Raw genomic sequence first — 14,153 nt, 5'->3', positions numbered from 1 at the left:
AAGTCAGAACCGAACACCAGATTCTGTTTTGACGCGTTTTCTTCACGCGAACTGGTATCCACTTCGCTCGAAAAGGCTCTAGCCGGTGACCGGCGCCTCGCGTGCCGGCTCGGCGGGAAGGCGGCAGCGCACATAAGTCCTGTCGTCCACGCGCAGCAGTGACAGCGATCCGCTGAGTGCGCGCACGCGCTCATGCATGCCGGTCAGGCCGCGGCCGAACACATTACCTTCGGGAAAGCCGCCGCCATCGTCGGAAATCTCGATGACGACCGTCTCCCCGGCGAAGGTCGCCTGCACATGGGCATTGCTGGCGCCGGCATGACGCAGCACGTTGGTCAGCGCCTCCTGAATCACGCGATAGACGGTCTGAGCCAGCGGCCCGCCGATCGCGTTGAGATCCGGATCGATCGTGTCCGTCAGGTCGATAGACGGCGCCTGCTTGCGAAAATTCCGGAGCAGCGTCTGCACGGTGGTCTCCAGACCCAATTCCTCGATGTAGAGCGGTCGCAACCGGTCGAGGATGCGGCGGTTGGTCTGCTGGAGCGCCTCGACCGATTGCAACACATCCTGCGCCGAACTGCCGGGATTTCCCGCCGGGGGCGAGGCGTCGGCCAATGCGATCGTGCCGGCGCGGATGCTGAACAGCAGCGGACCGAGTTCGTCGTGCAGTTCGCGCGCGAGATCGCGCCGCTCGTCGTCCTGGAGCGACACCAGCCGATGCAGCAGGTCGCGATTGTCCTGGCTCAATTGCGCCAGCGTTTCGGCCAGCGCATTGGCCTCCTCGCAGCTTTGCCGGATTTCCGGCGGTCCTCTGACCGGGATCGGCGTTGCGTAGTCGCCGCGCCGCATCCGCGTGAGTCCTTCGCCGAGATCTTGCAGCGGGCGCAGGGCCGATCCCGCGAAAACATAGGCAATGGTGCCGGTGAGCACCATCAGCACGGCAACGAGGATGGTCAGCGCGAGAAAGCCGATCCACTTCTCGAACAGGTCGGCCGACAGGTCCGGCAGGAAGACGAGATCGCCGACACGCTGGCCGCCGATCGTCACCGGAGCCGCCGCGTCCATGTCCGGAATGGTGAGCAGGTCGACAAACCATTGCGGTACGCCATGCGGCTTGCGCAGGCCGCCCCTCGCTGAGGACGCTGGACCCGTCTCCACGGCACGGAATTGGATATCGGAGGAGGTGTCCAGAGAATGGACAAAGGCGTCGAGCGTCTGCCGCGGGTTGTTCGAGGTGCGCAGGGTGTTGTTGAGCGCGGCGGCAATGGTCTGAATCGAACGCCGCCCCGGCTCGTTCTCGTCCGCCAGTTGGCCGGTCGCGAAGGTTTGGAGCAGCACGCCGCCCATGATCAGCGCGGCGAGGAAGCTCAAGCCGAGCGGCAGAAACAGTTGGGTCCTGAACGAGAAGCGTTGCCACATTAGGTCAATTCTAACGCGCGTCAGGGGATTTTGCTCTTTCCATTTGTTCCCGTCGGTTTATGAGTCGAAAAACTAGAGAATTACAATGCAAGATACTGCCAAGCCGGCGACCCGCGTCCTGATTGTCGACGACCATCCCGTGGTGCTGTCCGGTTGCCGCACCCTGTTCGCCACCGACCATTCGATCCGGATCGACGAGGCGACCGACGCCAAATCCGGGCATCGCGCCTATGTCAGCAAGCGGCCCGACGTCACTGTGATCGACATCAGCCTGCCCGACGTCTCCGGCTTTGAACTGATGCGGCGCATTCGTAAGGACGATCCTGACGCCAAGATCATCATGTTCAGCATGAACGACGATCCGGCCTTCGTGGTGCGGGCGGTCGAGCTTGGGGCGCAGGGCTACGTCTCAAAGGGCGACGATCCCCGGATCCTGCTCAAGGCGGTGCGCAAGGTGGTTGCGGGCGACAATTTCATCTCACCGCAGCTCGCGGAAGCCGTGACGTTTTCCGGCGCGGCCATCAAGGCCAATCCTGCCTCGCAGATGACGCCGCGGGAGCTCGAGATTCTTCGCCTGCTGGGTCGAGGCGACAAGATCGTGGAGGTCGCCGAGGCGCTCGGTATCTCCTACAAGACCGTCGCCAACACCACCTCCCTACTCAAGCAGAAGCTCGGTGCCAAGAACCATTCCGACCTGATCCGGATCGCGGTGGAAATCGGGATGAACTGACGCCCGGGCGCCGAACCGGCTGCTCCAGGATGCTGCCGGTTCGGCGGGCGGACCGGTCTCGGCGCTCAGCCGGGCAATGCATGGATAGCGCCGATACCATCCGCCGACACAATGAGCGCAGCCATCGTTCGTTCCCGAACTGTCCGATCGTTCGGGATATAATGGCAGTGCGTGACGCAAGACCGCTCGCGAACGTTTGCCCGCGCCGAAGCGTGTCGGGAAAAACAGGAACATTTTCTCGCACATCCCGTTTTGTCCCTTGACGATGTCGTGACAGCCGACGAAAGCTTGCGCGAACAGTTTTTGCGGGTCGGTGACCCCAAGAGGCCAAACCGGTCTGCACACAACGACAGACCTTCCAAGAGAGGGCTGCGGCATTGCCGCAGCCCTTTTCGTTGGCAGCCTTTTTCCTTGAATGGCCCCAGGCGCGAAGCGGTTTCCTGATGCCGCAAAACACTTTATGGTGGCCCAAAGCCTCTGGCTGTTAACAAGTAATTTCGTAAAATCAAAGGCTTGCGGATCGAGCCCAGGCTCGGCCGGCCTTTGGAGGGCAGTTTGACTCGTTATATCTCGACCCGGGGCGAGGCCCCCGAACTCGGCTTCTGCGACGTGATGCTGACCGGGCTCGCCCGCGACGGCGGCCTGTATGTGCCGGCCACTTGGCCGCAACTCTCGCCTGACGCCATCGCCGGCTTCTTCGGTCGTCCCTATTGGGAGGTCGCGGTCGAGGTGATCCGCCCCTTCGTCGCCGGCGAGATCTCGGACGCCGAGCTCGGCCGCATGGCGAACGAGGCCTACGCCACCTTCCGCCATCCGGCGGTGGTGCCGCTGCGCCAGATGGCGCCGCACCAGTTTGTGCTTGAGCTGTTCCACGGTCCGACGCTCGCCTTCAAGGACGTGGCGATGCAGCTGATCTCGCGGCTGATGGACCACGTGCTCGCCAAGCGCGGCCAGCGCACCACCATCGTGGTCGCGACCTCGGGCGACACCGGCGGTGCTGCGGTCGACGCGTTCGCAGGGCTCGAAAATGTCGATCTCATGGTGCTGTTCCCGCATGGCCGCATCTCCGAGGTGCAGCGGCGGATGATGACGACGACGGGCGCGGCCAACGTCCATGCGCTCGCCGTCGAGGGCAATTTCGACGATTGCCAGGCCATCGTGAAGGCGATGTTCAACAACCATCGCTTCCGCGATGCGATCTCGCTGTCCGGTGTCAATTCCATCAATTGGGCGCGCATCGTCGCCCAAGTGGTCTACTATTTCACCTCCGCCGTTGCCGTCGGCGCACCCGCGCGCGCGGTGGACTTCGTCGTGCCAACCGGCAATTTCGGCGACATCTTTGCCGGCTATGTCGCCAAGCGCATGGGTCTTCCGGTGCGGACCCTGGGCATCGCCGCCAACGTCAACGACATCCTGGCGCGCACGCTGAAGACCGGGATCTACGAGGTGCGCGAGGTCCACGCGACGGCGTCGCCGTCGATGGACATCCAGATCTCCTCGAATTTCGAGCGGCTGCTGTTCGAAGCTGGCGGGCGCGATGCCGCCGGCGTGCGCCGTCTGATGGATTCGCTGAAGCAATCCGGCCGCTTCGTGCTGCCCGATGCGACGCTGGCCGCGATCCGCGAGGGATTCGACGCAGGCCGGGCTGACGAGACCGAGACCGCGGCCGCGATCCGCGCCGCCTGGCGCGAGGCGGGCGAACTGGTCGACCCCCACACTGCGGTCGCGCTTGCGGTCGCCGACCGCGACACCACGGACAGGACGGTTCCCAGCATCGTGCTGTCCACCGCGCATCCGGCCAAATTCCCCGATGCGGTCGAAGCGGCCTGCGGCCAGCGGCCGCAACTGCCGGCCTGGCTCGATGGTCTGATGACCAAATCCGAACACATGAAGGTGATGAAGAACGACCAGGCCGAGGTCGAGCGGTTCGTGCTGTCGGTCAGCCGCGCCGCGAAACAGGGAGTTGCCGGATGAGCGTCGAGATTTCCAAGCTTGCGTCCGGCCTGACCGTCGTCACCGACAAGATGCCCCATCTCGAGACCGCGGCGCTTGGCGTCTGGGCCGGCGTCGGCGGGCGCGACGAGAAGCCCAACGAGCACGGCATCTCGCATCTCCTGGAACATATGGCGTTCAAAGGCACGACGAAGCGCTCGTCGCGCGAGATCGTCGAGGAGATCGAGGCGGTCGGCGGCGACCTCAACGCCGGCACCTCGACCGAGACCACGTCCTATTATGCGCGGGTGCTGAAGGCTGACGTGCCGCTCGCGCTCGACGTGCTCGCTGACATCCTGGCCAATCCGGCCTTCGAGCCCGACGAGCTCGAGCGCGAGAAGAACGTCATCGTGCAGGAGATCGGCGCGGCGCAGGACACGCCTGACGACGTCGTGTTCGAGCACCTCAACGAGCTCTGCTATCCCGACCAGCCGATGGGCCGTTCGCTGCTCGGCACCGCGAAGACCTTGCGTGCCTTCAGCCGCGACTCGCTGCGCGACTATCTGTCGACGCATTACCGCGGGCCGGACATGGTGGTGGCGGCCGCCGGGGCGGTCGATCACAAGCAGGTGGTCGCCGAGGTCGAGCAGCGCTTTGCCAGTTTTGAGGGGACAGCGGGTCCCAAGCCGCAACCCGCGCAGTTCGGCAAGGGCGGCACCAAGGTGGTGCATCGCGAGCTCGAACAGGCGCATCTGACGCTGGCGCTGGAGGGCGTGCCGCAGACCGATCTGTCGCTGTTCTCGCTCCAGGTCTTCACCAACATCCTCGGCGGCGGGATGTCATCGCGGCTGTTCCAGGAGGTGCGCGAGAAGCGCGGCCTCTGTTACTCGATCTACTCGTTCCACGCCCCCTATACCGACACCGGCTTCTTCGGCCTCTACACCGGCACCGATCCGGCCGACGCGCCCGAGATGATGGAGGTCGTGGTCGACATCATGAACGATTCGGTCGAGACCCTGACCGAGGTCGAGATCGCGCGGGCGAAGGCGCAGATGAAGGCGGGGCTGCTGATGGCGCTGGAGAGCTGCTCGTCCCGTGCCGAGCAGCTCGCCCGGCATGTGCTGGCCTATGGCCGGCCCCAGACCGCCGAGGAGCTGGTGGCCCGGATCGACGCCGTCAGCGTCGAATCGACCCGGGATGCGGCGCGTGCACTGCTTTCGCGCAGCCGCCCTGCGGTTGTCGCATTAGGCAGTGGCAGGGGTCTGGACACGGCGGTGTCTTTTGCGGAAGGATTGACCCGGGCACGCGCCAAGGCGCGGCTGCATTAGGAGCCGCGCACGGGTTGATCCGCCCCCGGGAAGCATCACCATGGCCCTCTTTCGCCTGCCATCCAGTGGACCCGCCGCTCTCGCGCCGCGCGGCAACGGCCTGTTGCTACGCGCGCCGCAGATGTCGGACTTCCTGCAGTGGGCCCATCTGCGCGAGTCCAGCCGCGATTACCTGACGCCCTGGGAGCCGATCTGGCCATCGGACGATCTCACGCGCTCCGGTTTCCGCCGTCGCCTGCGCCGCTATTCCGAGGACATCGCCGCGGACCGGTCCTATCCCTTTCTGATCTTCCGGGAGCTCGACGGCGCCATGGTCGGCGGCATCACGCTCGCCAATGTCCGCCGCGGCATCGTCCAGGCCGGCACCATCGGCTATTGGGTCGGGAAGCCCCACGCTCAGCGCGGCTACATGACGGCCGCGCTGCGTGTGCTGCTGCCGACGCTGTTCGGCGAGCTCAATCTGCACCGGGTCGAGGCGGCCTGCATCCCGACCAATGCGCCCTCGATCCGGGTGCTGGAGAAGTGCGGTTTCTCGCGCGAGGGGCTGGCGCGCCGCTATCTCTGTATCAACGGGGTCTGGCAGGACCATTTGTTGTTCGGCCTGCTGCACGAGGATTTCCGCGGCTGAGCCGTTCGTTGATGTGACCAAAGTCTCCTGTGTGCCTGCCTTGGGTTCGCCGGTTTTGACGATATAACGGCGCAACCCGGCCGGTGATCGGCCGTGATGTTGTCATGGAGTGTGGGTGTTGATGGTGCAGGAGCTTCGGTCATCGCGGAATGCGTTGCGGCGGGGGGCAGCGGTCGCGCTGGCGTTGTCGGTTGCGCTCGTCTCCGTCTCGCCGGTTGCGGCGCAGTCGCTGACCGATCGATTCAAGGGCCTGTTCGGCGGCAAGTCGGACGAGCCGGCTCAACCCAAGCCGGCACCTGCGCCAGGCCAGCCGGCGGCCGATGACGATCTTGATTGCCCGCAGGTCACGGTGCGTGCCGGAGCCTCCACCTATGCGGTCGGTGCCACCGGCAAGCCGGCCGTCGGCAACGAGATCCGCTTTCAGGCCACCATCACCAAGATGGCGCGCGAATGCGCCCGCAATGGCGGCGATATCACGGCCCGGATCGGCATCCAGGGCCGCGTCATTGCCGGTCCCGCCGGCGCGCCTGCGACCGTCGAGGTGCCGCTGCGCGTCGCCGTGGTGCAGGGCGGCGTCGGCGAGAAGGTGATCGCTTCCAAGGCCTACCGGACCACGGTCGGAATGTCGGAGGGCGGCAGCGTGCCGTTCACCTTCGTGGCCGAGGATCTGGTCTATCCGATGCCTTCGGCCAAGGACGCCGATAGCTATATCTTCTATGTCGGCTTCGATCCGCAGGCGCTGTCGCCCGAGCCGAAGGCGCGGGTGAAGAAGAAGTAGGGCGGTCTCGTGCCCCGGACGCGGCGCAGGCGCGCAGCGGTGCGACGCAGAGCCGGGGCCCATGTTGCGGTCAGCGTTATCGTGTGAGGCATGGGTCCCGGCTCTGCGGAGCAGCGTTACACGCTGCGCCGCGTCCGGGACACGGGAAGAAGCCATACCAACAAAAAAGCCGGCGCTCATCGCACCGGCTTTTTGATGGGTGAAGGCGAAGCCCCTCAGTTCAGCTTCTGCCTGACTTCGGTGATGCCCTTGGCGAGCAGATCGTCGGCGACCTGGCCCCTGACCGACTGCGACAGGATGGTGGAGGCGGCCTGGACGGCGGCTTCGGCGGCTGCGGCGCGGACATCGGCCACCGCCTGGGCCTCGGCGAGCGCGATCTTGCCCTCCGCGGTCTTGGTACGGCGAGCGACGAAATCTTCCACCTTGGCCCTGGCCTCGGTGGCGATGCGCTCGGCTTCGCTCTTCGCGTTGGCGATGATGTCGGCGGCCTCGCGTTCGGCCGAGGCGGTGCGCGCCTTGTAGTCGGCGAGTACCTTGGCGGCTTCCTGCTTGAGGCGCGTCGCGTCGTCGAGCTCGGCCTTGATGCGATCGGCGCGATGGTCGAGCGCAGTCATGGCCTTCTTGAAGACACCGAGATAGCCGAACCCGACCATCAGGATCACGAAGGCGATGGCGACCCAGGTTTCAGGATCGAAGAACATATCGATTAACCCTTCAAGGACGCATCAACGGCGGCATTGACCAATGCCGCGTCCGGAACCACGCCGGTGAGCTGCTGCACGATGGTGCCTGCCGCATCGGCCGCGATGCCGCGGACGTTGCTCATGGCGGTCGCACGGGTCGAGGCGATGGTCTTCTCCGCCTCGGCGAGCTTGGCCGCCAATTGCTCTTCCAAAGCCTTGCGCTCGGCGTCCGCCTGCGCATTCGCCTTGTCGCGGGATTCGTTGCCGATGGCCTGCGCGCGCGAGCGTGCCGAAGCAAGCTCGCTATCATAGGCCTTCAGCGCCGCTTCGGACTGGTCCTTCAGCTTCTGCGCTTCGGCGAGGTCGCCCTCGATCTTGTTCTGACGCGCCTCGATCGCACCGCCGACGCGCGGCAGAGCGAGCTTGGACACGATCACGTAAAGCGCGACGAAGAAGATCGCGAGCGACACCAGCTGCGAAGCATAGGTGCTGCTCTCGAACGGCGGAAAACCGCCACCGTGGTGACCACCGTCAGCCTCGGTGTGAGCGCCCGCCGCCGGACCTTTTGCGCCGCCATGACTTTCAGCCATGGAGTACTCCTGTTGCTGTCATGCGCGTCGCTTCGGCTGAAGCGGCGCGAAAATCGTCCTCAGAGCGGAACGAACAGCAGCAGCAGCGCGATCAGCAGCGAGAAAATGCCGAGCGCTTCGGTCACGGCGAAGCCGAAGATCAGATTGCCGAACTGGCCCTGAGCGGCCGAGGGGTTGCGAACGGCTGCGGCGAGGTAGTTGCCGAAGATCACGCCGACGCCGACGCCCGCGCCGCCCATGCCGATGCATGCGATGCCCGCGCCGATAAGTTTTGCTGCTGCCGGATCCATTTTAGACTCCTTGGAAGAAAGATTGGGTTTTGGGTGGAAATTCCCCGGACCGCTCAGTGTCCCGGATGAATGGCGTCGTTGAGGTAGATGCAGGTCAGGATCGCAAACACATAGGCTTGCAGGAATGCGACCAGAATCTCGAGAGCGTAAAGCGCGACCGTGAGCGCCAGCGGCAGCACGCCGCCGACCCAGCCAAGGGCGCCGAGCGAGAAGCCGAGCATGGCGACGAAGCCCGCGAACACCTTCAGCGCGATGTGGCCGGCCAGCATGTTGGCAAACAGACGGACGCTGTGGGAGACCGGCCGCAGGAAGAACGACAGGATCTCGATGAACATCACCAGCGGCAGGATGTAGCCGGGGACGCCGTGGGGCACGAAGATCGAGAAGAATTTCAGGCCGTTTTTGGCAATGCCGTAGATCAGCACCGTGAAGAAGACCAGCAGCGCGAGGGCCGCGGTGACGATCAGATGGCTCGAGATCGTGAAGGTGTAGGGAATGATGCCGACCAGGTTCGAAACGCAGATGAACATGAACAGCGAGAAGATCAGCGGGAAGAACTTCATGCCTTCCGAGCCGGCCGTCGAGCGGATGGTCGAGGCCACGAACTCGTAGGAGATCTCGGCGACCGACTGCAGGCGCCCGGGAACCAGCTGCGTGCCGCTGGCGAGCATCAGGATCGAGATGATCGCGACCGCCACCAGCATGTAGAGCGACGAATTGGTGAAGGCGATCGTGTGGTTGCCGATATGGCCCAGGGTGAAGAGAGGCTCGATGTTGAACTGGTGGATCGGATCGATTTTCATCAGCGCGGCATCTCTTGGTCTGCCGGGCGATGCCGGCGGGTCTCGGTCTGCCGGTCGGGCCCGGCCCGTACCGGCTCAAGCCGGCACGATCATTCCTCTCCTGGAGTGGATCGCTTAAGAACCACCGCGCCTGTTTTGACCCGCGCCTGCCGTTCTCACCACATTCACCACGCCGGCGACGAAGCCCAGCAGCAGGAACACGATGAATCCGAAAGGCGACGTCGACAGCAAGCGGTCGAAACCCCAGCCAATCCCCGCTCCGACAACGACCCCGGCGACCAACTCGGAGGATAACCGGAAACCAAGCGCCATCGCCGAGGCTCTGGCCGCTCTGTCTTCACCGTCACCTGCGGGTTGCTCGGTCTTGACGTGGCGGCCGCGAAATTCGGACAACCGCTGATCAAGATTTCCGAGCCGATCGGAAAGCGCAGCTTCCTCGGGCGATCTATCGCGATCTCCATTCTCGCCGTGTCCCGTGCCCTGTGTCATGCAACGAAGACCCGAAACGCCGCGGCTGAATGGAAATTGCGCCCGCCACCCTCAAAAGCCGCGCGGACCATACTGATGGCCCATAATCAAGTCAAGCCAAGTCACGATTGTGTCCATTCCCGTTATGTATCTGATTTATTTGGAAATATTGGCGCGAGCGGCAGCGCTGCACACAGCGTGACGCCGCACCGCAGCAGGTCTCCGCTGGATCGGCGAACGCAGTCGCCATTTCGCCCGGCTGCCGGGATCAAAGGGGGCCTCGCGATCGTTCATGTCAAAGGCGCGTTTTGGGCGGCGGATCGCCTCGCCGGGGTGTAGCATTTGCGAGACGTGCCACCTTTATGAGCGCCATCTTTGGACGTGCGACCGGCGCGTCGTGGCGGAGAACGCGATGAGACCAGCGAATTCATCCCCAGCATCACGGCTTGCGGCGGCGGCGTTCGCCGCGGCGATGGCCATCAGCGTCGGCTGCCTTGCCGCGCAATCCGCGCCCGACAGCGAAAACGGCCGCTACAGCATGACCCCCATCCCCGAGGGCGTGCTGCGGCTCGACAGCCGCACCGGCACCGTGTCGACCTGCACCCGGAGCGGCGCCGGCTGGGCCTGCTACGCGGTACCCGATGAACGTACCGCGCTCGACGCCGAGATCGGCAGGCTCCAGGCCGAAGTCGAGATGCTGAAGGAACGGCTTGCGGCGGGGCCGACCGTGTCAGGCAAGATCGACGAGGCGCTGCCGAAAACCGATCCGCTCAAGAAGGCGGAGCCGCAAGCACGAGAACCAAGGGCCGCCGAGGGCGAGCGCAGGATCGAGATCCCGCTGCCGAGCGACCAGGACGTCGATCGCGTGATGTCGTTCCTGGAAAAAGCCTGGCGTCGCCTGATCGACATGGCCAACCGCGTGCAGAAGGACGTCTCGGGGAAGATTTAGCGCGTGGTGAGATGCCGTAGGGTGGGCAAAGGCGCGAAGCGCCGTGCCCACCATTTGCGTCTCCGTTGAGTGAGTCGGTGGGCACGCTTCGCTTTGCCCACCCTACGGCAGCTTTCCGAATTGAGAGTGATGATGATGACATCAGCCAAATCCATCTCGCGCTCGGCGCCGTCGTCAGGGCCGGCCACCACCATCGCATCTTCGCTGCTGACCGTGCAGACGCCGGGGTGCGGCTTCAGCGACCTCACCGCCGAGGCGGCGCGGTTCATCGCCGACGTTCATGCGCGGGACGGCGTGCTCACGCTGTTCATCCGTCACACCTCGGCGTCTCTGACAATCCAGGAGAATGCCGACCCGTCGGTGCTGGTCGACCTCACTACGGTGCTGGCGCGGCTCGCGCCCGACGATGAAGATGCGGGCTGGACTCACGACACCGAAGGGCCGGACGACATGCCGGCGCATATCAAAACCATGCTGACGGGGACATCGCTCCAGGTGCCGGTGCTGAACGGCAGGCTGGCGCTTGGCACCTGGCAGGCGATCTATCTGATCGAGCATCGCGCCCGCCCGCACCGGCGCGAGGTGGTGCTGCAATTCCTCGGCAGCAATCACTAGAGCGTTTTCGAGCGAAGTGGATCCCGGTTCGCGTCAAGAAAACGCGTCAAAACAAAGAATCCGGAGTTCAAAACAAAACCGGCCGCGGAGACCGCGGCCGGTTGGTGTTGATCTCGATCTGCGTCGATCAGGTCGACTTGATGTCGACGTCCTTGGTCTCCGGCAGGAAGAACAAGCCGATCACGACGGTAATCGACGCGAAGATGACCGGATACCAGAGGCCCGCATAGATATCGCCCGTCGAGGCCACGATGGCGAAGGCGGTCGCCGGCAGCAGGCCGCCGAACCAGCCGTTGCCGATATGGTAGGGCAGCGACATCGAGGTGTAGCGGATGCGGGTCGGGAACAGTTCGACCAGCATCGCGGCGATCGGGCCGTACACCATGGTGACGAAGATCACCAGGACGAACAGCAGTCCGACAACCGCCGCCACCTGCGGACGGAAGATGTCGAACGGATGCGCCATCTTCACGATGCCCGCATCGCCGGCCTTCGGATATCCGGCTGCCTGCACGGCGGCGAGGACTGCCGGATTGCCGTCCTTGGCGTTGGCGTAGGCAACTTCCTTGCCGTTGACCATCACCTTCACGCCGGAGCCGGCCGGACCTGGCGTGGTCGAGTACTTGACCGAGGATTGCGACAGGTAGGCACGCGCGGTGTCGCAAGGCGAGGTGAAGACGCGGGTGCCGACCGGGTTGAACAGGTCGCCGCAACCTGCGGGATCCGCCACGACGTCGACCTTGACCGACTCGATCGCCTTTTCCAGCGCCGGGTTGGCGTTGGTGGTGATCATCTTGAAGATCGGGAAGAAGGTCAGCGCCGCGATCAGACAGCCGCCGAGGATGATCGGCTTGCGGCCGATCCTGTCGGAGAGCATGCCGAACACGATGAAGAAGCCGGTCCCGAGCAGGAGCGACCAGGCGATCAGCAGGTTGGCGGTGTAGCCGTCGACCTTGAGGATCGATTGCAGGAAGAACAGCGCGTAGAACTGGCCGGTGTACCAGACCACGCCCTGGCCCATCACGCCGCCAAGCAGCGCCAGCAGCACGAGCTTGCCGTTCTGCCAGTTGCCGAAGGCTTCCGTCAGCGGGGCCTTCGAGCTCTTCCCCTCGTCCTTCATCTTCTGGAAGATAGGGGATTCGTTGAGGCGGAGCCGGATCCAGACCGAGACGCCGAGCAGCAGCACGGAGACGAGGAACGGAATGCGCCAGCCCCATGCCGCGAAGTCGGGTTCGCCGAGCGCGGAGCGCGTGAACAGGATCACCAGCAGCGACAGGAACAGGCCGAGCGTCGCCGTGGTCTGGATGAAGGAGGTGTAGTAGCCGCGCTTGCCGTTCGGAGCATGCTCCGCGACGTAGGTCGCCGCACCGCCATACTCACCGCCGAGCGCCAGGCCCTGGGCGAGACGCAGCGCGATCAGGATGATCGGGGCCGCGATGCCGATGGTCGCCGCATTGGGCAGCAGGCCGACGATGAAGGTCGACAGACCCATGATCAGGATGGTGACGAGGAAGGTGTATTTGCGGCCGACGATGTCGCCGACACGGCCGAACACGATTGCGCCGAACGGGCGCACCAGGAAGCCCGCCGCGAAGGCCAGCAGCGCGAAGATGTCGCGGGTTGCCGGCGGATAGGCCGAGAAGAACTGCGCACCGATGATGCTAGCCAGCGAACCGTAGAGATAGAAATCGTACCACTCGAAGACGGTACCGAGCGAGGAGGCGAGAATGACGAACCGTTCGTCCTTCGTCATCCCTCCCGCGCCTGCTTGAGACACAGCCAATGTCGACATGTTGAGTCGCTCCCCGAAAAATCGTTTCCTCGCGCCCTGGATGTCCGGTCATGCCGGATCAACCCAAGCCTTGCCCCCAAGGTAACATTGGCGTGAAACCCGCCCCAATACGACTTTCGGCCTTTCGCACTGACGCTCGCCTGACGCCGCGGCCGTTCCATCCGGCAACATAGTGCCGGCCTGTGGATTAACCCCGTTGCCGCAAAGGGATAATGTCCACTTGCATGCCACGGCTGGTCGGGAAACAATTGACCAAGGCCCTGCGCCGGCCTACTGGCCCGGTGCGATTGCCAGCAAGAGAACGATGAACGCTCCCTCGACCCATCTCGTCATTGCCGATGACCATCCATTGTTCCGCGCCGCGCTGCGGCAGGCGGTGGCGGGCGTCCTGAGCTCGGCCAGGATCGACGAGGCTGGATCGTTCGAGGATCTGACCAAACTTTTGGAACAGACCTCCGACGTCGACCTGATCCTGCTCGACCTCTCGATGCCCGGGATCTCCGGCTTTTCCGGCCTGATCTATCTGCGCGCACAATATCCGGCCATTCCGGTGGTGATCGTCTCGGCGTCCGACGACAGCGCCACCATCCGCCGCTCGCTCGATTTCGGCGCCTCCGGTTTCATTCCGAAGCGATTCGGCGTCGAGACCTTGCGCGACGCCATCCTCAAGGTGATGGAGGGCGACGTCTGGGTTCCCGCCGACACCGATCTGTCGGCGGTCGCCGATCCCGACATGACGCGCCTGCGCGACCGGCTGGTGACGCTGACGCCGCAGCAGGTCCGGGTTCTGATGATGCTGTCGGAGGGATTGCTCAACAAGCAGATCGCTTATGAACTCGGCGTCTCCGAGGCCACCATCAAGGCGCATGTCTCCGCGATCCTGCAGAAGCTCGGCGTCGAAAGCCGGACCCAAGCCGTGATCGCCGCCGCGAAGATCGCCGGCGGCCAGTGGAAGCAGGGCACCCCGACGGGGTGAGCCTGGAAGAGGGCCTCTCGCAGCCTGTAGCCCGGATGAGCGAAGCGACATCCGGGACCGCTAGTGCGGCTAGCTAGCGAAAACCCCGGATTACGCTTGCGCTCCATCCGGGCTACCGGATCTTGCTGTGTCGCTCCCCCTGTCAATCCGCCGCCGCAAAAATATTCCACTT

General features: G+C 64.4%; 15 protein-coding genes. 8 read left to right on the top strand and 7 right to left on the bottom strand.

Annotated elements, in window-relative coordinates; translation table 11 throughout:
• Nucleotides 1-78 precede the first annotated feature (78 nt).
• Nucleotides 79-1,419 (bottom strand): histidine kinase, encoded by a 1,341-nt coding sequence (locus FXB41_RS33235; protein WP_219684752.1) that lies wholly within the window; start codon nucleotides 1,417-1,419, stop codon nucleotides 79-81.
• A gap of 85 nt (nucleotides 1,420-1,504) precedes the next feature.
• Here FXB41_RS33235 and FXB41_RS33230 point away from each other — a divergent pair, with 85 nt between their 5' ends.
• The 5 genes from FXB41_RS33230 to FXB41_RS33210 all read left to right on the top strand — a co-directional run bounded on the left by FXB41_RS33230 (nucleotide 1,505) and on the right by FXB41_RS33210 (nucleotide 6,815).
• Nucleotides 1,505-2,149 carry a response regulator transcription factor gene (locus tag FXB41_RS33230; protein WP_007599443.1) on the top strand — a complete coding sequence of 215 codons (645 nt, stop codon included), beginning with the start codon at nucleotides 1,505-1,507 and terminating at the stop codon, nucleotides 2,147-2,149.
• A gap of 555 nt (nucleotides 2,150-2,704) precedes the next feature.
• Nucleotides 2,705-4,123, top strand: a complete 1,419-nt coding sequence (thrC, locus tag FXB41_RS33225) for a threonine synthase (RefSeq protein ID WP_219684751.1) — start codon at nucleotides 2,705-2,707, stop codon at nucleotides 4,121-4,123.
• Nucleotides 4,120-5,409 (top strand): M16 family metallopeptidase, encoded by a 1,290-nt coding sequence (locus FXB41_RS33220; protein WP_007599446.1) that lies wholly within the window; start codon nucleotides 4,120-4,122, stop codon nucleotides 5,407-5,409. The genes thrC and FXB41_RS33220 overlap by 4 nt, the downstream gene beginning before the upstream one ends.
• Nucleotides 5,410-5,449: 40 nt before the next feature.
• Complete coding sequence (locus FXB41_RS33215; RefSeq protein WP_007599447.1) at nucleotides 5,450-6,037, top strand: GNAT family N-acetyltransferase; 588 nt, start codon at nucleotides 5,450-5,452, stop codon at nucleotides 6,035-6,037.
• Between the two features lie 121 nt (nucleotides 6,038-6,158).
• Nucleotides 6,159-6,815: a hypothetical protein gene (locus FXB41_RS33210; protein WP_219684773.1), complete on the top strand. Its 657-nt coding sequence runs from the start codon at nucleotides 6,159-6,161 to the stop codon at nucleotides 6,813-6,815.
• A 215-nt stretch (nucleotides 6,816-7,030) separates the two neighbouring features.
• Here FXB41_RS33210 and FXB41_RS33205 read toward each other — a convergent pair whose 3' ends face one another.
• The 5 genes from FXB41_RS33205 to FXB41_RS33185 form a co-directional block, all read right to left on the bottom strand.
• On the bottom strand, nucleotides 7,031-7,516 hold the full coding sequence (locus FXB41_RS33205) for a F0F1 ATP synthase subunit B family protein (RefSeq protein WP_219684750.1): 486 nt from the start codon (nucleotides 7,514-7,516) through the stop codon (nucleotides 7,031-7,033).
• Between the two features lie 5 nt (nucleotides 7,517-7,521).
• Nucleotides 7,522-8,088 (bottom strand): F0F1 ATP synthase subunit B family protein, encoded by a 567-nt coding sequence (locus FXB41_RS33200; protein WP_007599450.1) that lies wholly within the window; start codon nucleotides 8,086-8,088, stop codon nucleotides 7,522-7,524.
• A 59-nt stretch (nucleotides 8,089-8,147) separates the two neighbouring features.
• Nucleotides 8,148-8,378, bottom strand: coding sequence for a F0F1 ATP synthase subunit C (locus tag FXB41_RS33195; RefSeq protein WP_007599451.1), 231 nt, complete (start codon nucleotides 8,376-8,378; stop codon nucleotides 8,148-8,150).
• Between the two features lie 53 nt (nucleotides 8,379-8,431).
• Nucleotides 8,432-9,181 carry a F0F1 ATP synthase subunit A gene (locus FXB41_RS33190; RefSeq protein WP_007599455.1) on the bottom strand — a complete coding sequence of 250 codons (750 nt, stop codon included), beginning with the start codon at nucleotides 9,179-9,181 and terminating at the stop codon, nucleotides 8,432-8,434.
• A gap of 114 nt (nucleotides 9,182-9,295) precedes the next feature.
• On the bottom strand, nucleotides 9,296-9,670 hold the full coding sequence (locus tag FXB41_RS33185; RefSeq protein ID WP_007599457.1) for an AtpZ/AtpI family protein: 375 nt from the start codon (nucleotides 9,668-9,670) through the stop codon (nucleotides 9,296-9,298).
• Nucleotides 9,671-10,061: 391 nt separating this feature from the next.
• Here FXB41_RS33185 and FXB41_RS33180 point away from each other — a divergent pair, with 391 nt between their 5' ends.
• Both FXB41_RS33180 and FXB41_RS33175 read left to right on the top strand, forming a co-directional pair.
• Nucleotides 10,062-10,598 (top strand): hypothetical protein, encoded by a 537-nt coding sequence (locus FXB41_RS33180; RefSeq protein ID WP_219684749.1) that lies wholly within the window; start codon nucleotides 10,062-10,064, stop codon nucleotides 10,596-10,598.
• 135 nt (nucleotides 10,599-10,733) lie between these two features.
• On the top strand, nucleotides 10,734-11,213 hold the full coding sequence (locus FXB41_RS33175; RefSeq protein WP_219684772.1) for a secondary thiamine-phosphate synthase enzyme YjbQ: 480 nt from the start codon (nucleotides 10,734-10,736) through the stop codon (nucleotides 11,211-11,213).
• Between the two features lie 127 nt (nucleotides 11,214-11,340).
• Here FXB41_RS33175 and FXB41_RS33170 read toward each other — a convergent pair whose 3' ends face one another.
• The gene (locus FXB41_RS33170) at nucleotides 11,341-12,966 is read right to left on the bottom strand and encodes an MFS transporter (protein ID WP_198288262.1); all 1,626 of its coding nucleotides are present in this window, start codon (nucleotides 12,964-12,966) and stop codon (nucleotides 11,341-11,343) included.
• A gap of 343 nt (nucleotides 12,967-13,309) precedes the next feature.
• Here FXB41_RS33170 and FXB41_RS33165 point away from each other — a divergent pair, with 343 nt between their 5' ends.
• Entirely contained in the window at nucleotides 13,310-13,981 is a 672-nt protein-coding gene (locus tag FXB41_RS33165) for a response regulator (protein WP_007599462.1), read from the top strand.
• Nucleotides 13,982-14,153 lie beyond the last annotated feature (172 nt).

This window comes from Bradyrhizobium canariense (assembly GCF_019402665.1).
Taxonomy (GTDB): Bacteria; Pseudomonadota; Alphaproteobacteria; order Rhizobiales; family Xanthobacteraceae; genus Bradyrhizobium; species Bradyrhizobium canariense.
Note: the sequence above shows the minus strand (reverse complement) of the source record. Positions and strands in the feature narration are given on the sequence as shown.

Bases quoted from the DNA above. Each gene is read 5' to 3' on its own strand.
- FXB41_RS33235 (WP_219684752.1), bottom strand. From the start codon at position 1,419: ATGTGGCAACGCTTCTCGTTCAGGACCCAACTGTTTCTGCCGCTCGGC.
- FXB41_RS33230 (WP_007599443.1), top strand. From the start codon at position 1,505: ATGCAAGATACTGCCAAGCCGGCGACCCGCGTCCTGATTGTCGACGAC.
- FXB41_RS33220 (WP_007599446.1), top strand. From the start codon at position 4,120: ATGAGCGTCGAGATTTCCAAGCTTGCGTCCGGCCTGACCGTCGTCACC.
- FXB41_RS33215 (WP_007599447.1), top strand. From the start codon at position 5,450: ATGGCCCTCTTTCGCCTGCCATCCAGTGGACCCGCCGCTCTCGCGCCG.
- FXB41_RS33210 (WP_219684773.1), top strand. From the start codon at position 6,159: ATGGTGCAGGAGCTTCGGTCATCGCGGAATGCGTTGCGGCGGGGGGCA.
- FXB41_RS33205 (WP_219684750.1), bottom strand. From the start codon at position 7,516: ATGTTCTTCGATCCTGAAACCTGGGTCGCCATCGCCTTCGTGATCCTG.
- FXB41_RS33200 (WP_007599450.1), bottom strand. From the start codon at position 8,088: ATGGCTGAAAGTCATGGCGGCGCAAAAGGTCCGGCGGCGGGCGCTCAC.
- FXB41_RS33195 (WP_007599451.1), bottom strand. From the start codon at position 8,378: ATGGATCCGGCAGCAGCAAAACTTATCGGCGCGGGCATCGCATGCATC.
- FXB41_RS33190 (WP_007599455.1), bottom strand. From the start codon at position 9,181: ATGAAAATCGATCCGATCCACCAGTTCAACATCGAGCCTCTCTTCACC.
- FXB41_RS33185 (WP_007599457.1), bottom strand. From the start codon at position 9,670: ATGACACAGGGCACGGGACACGGCGAGAATGGAGATCGCGATAGATCG.
- FXB41_RS33180 (WP_219684749.1), top strand. From the start codon at position 10,062: ATGAGACCAGCGAATTCATCCCCAGCATCACGGCTTGCGGCGGCGGCG.
- FXB41_RS33175 (WP_219684772.1), top strand. From the start codon at position 10,734: ATGACATCAGCCAAATCCATCTCGCGCTCGGCGCCGTCGTCAGGGCCG.
- FXB41_RS33170 (WP_198288262.1), bottom strand. From the start codon at position 12,966: ATGACGAAGGACGAACGGTTCGTCATTCTCGCCTCCTCGCTCGGTACC.
- FXB41_RS33165 (WP_007599462.1), top strand. From the start codon at position 13,310: ATGAACGCTCCCTCGACCCATCTCGTCATTGCCGATGACCATCCATTG.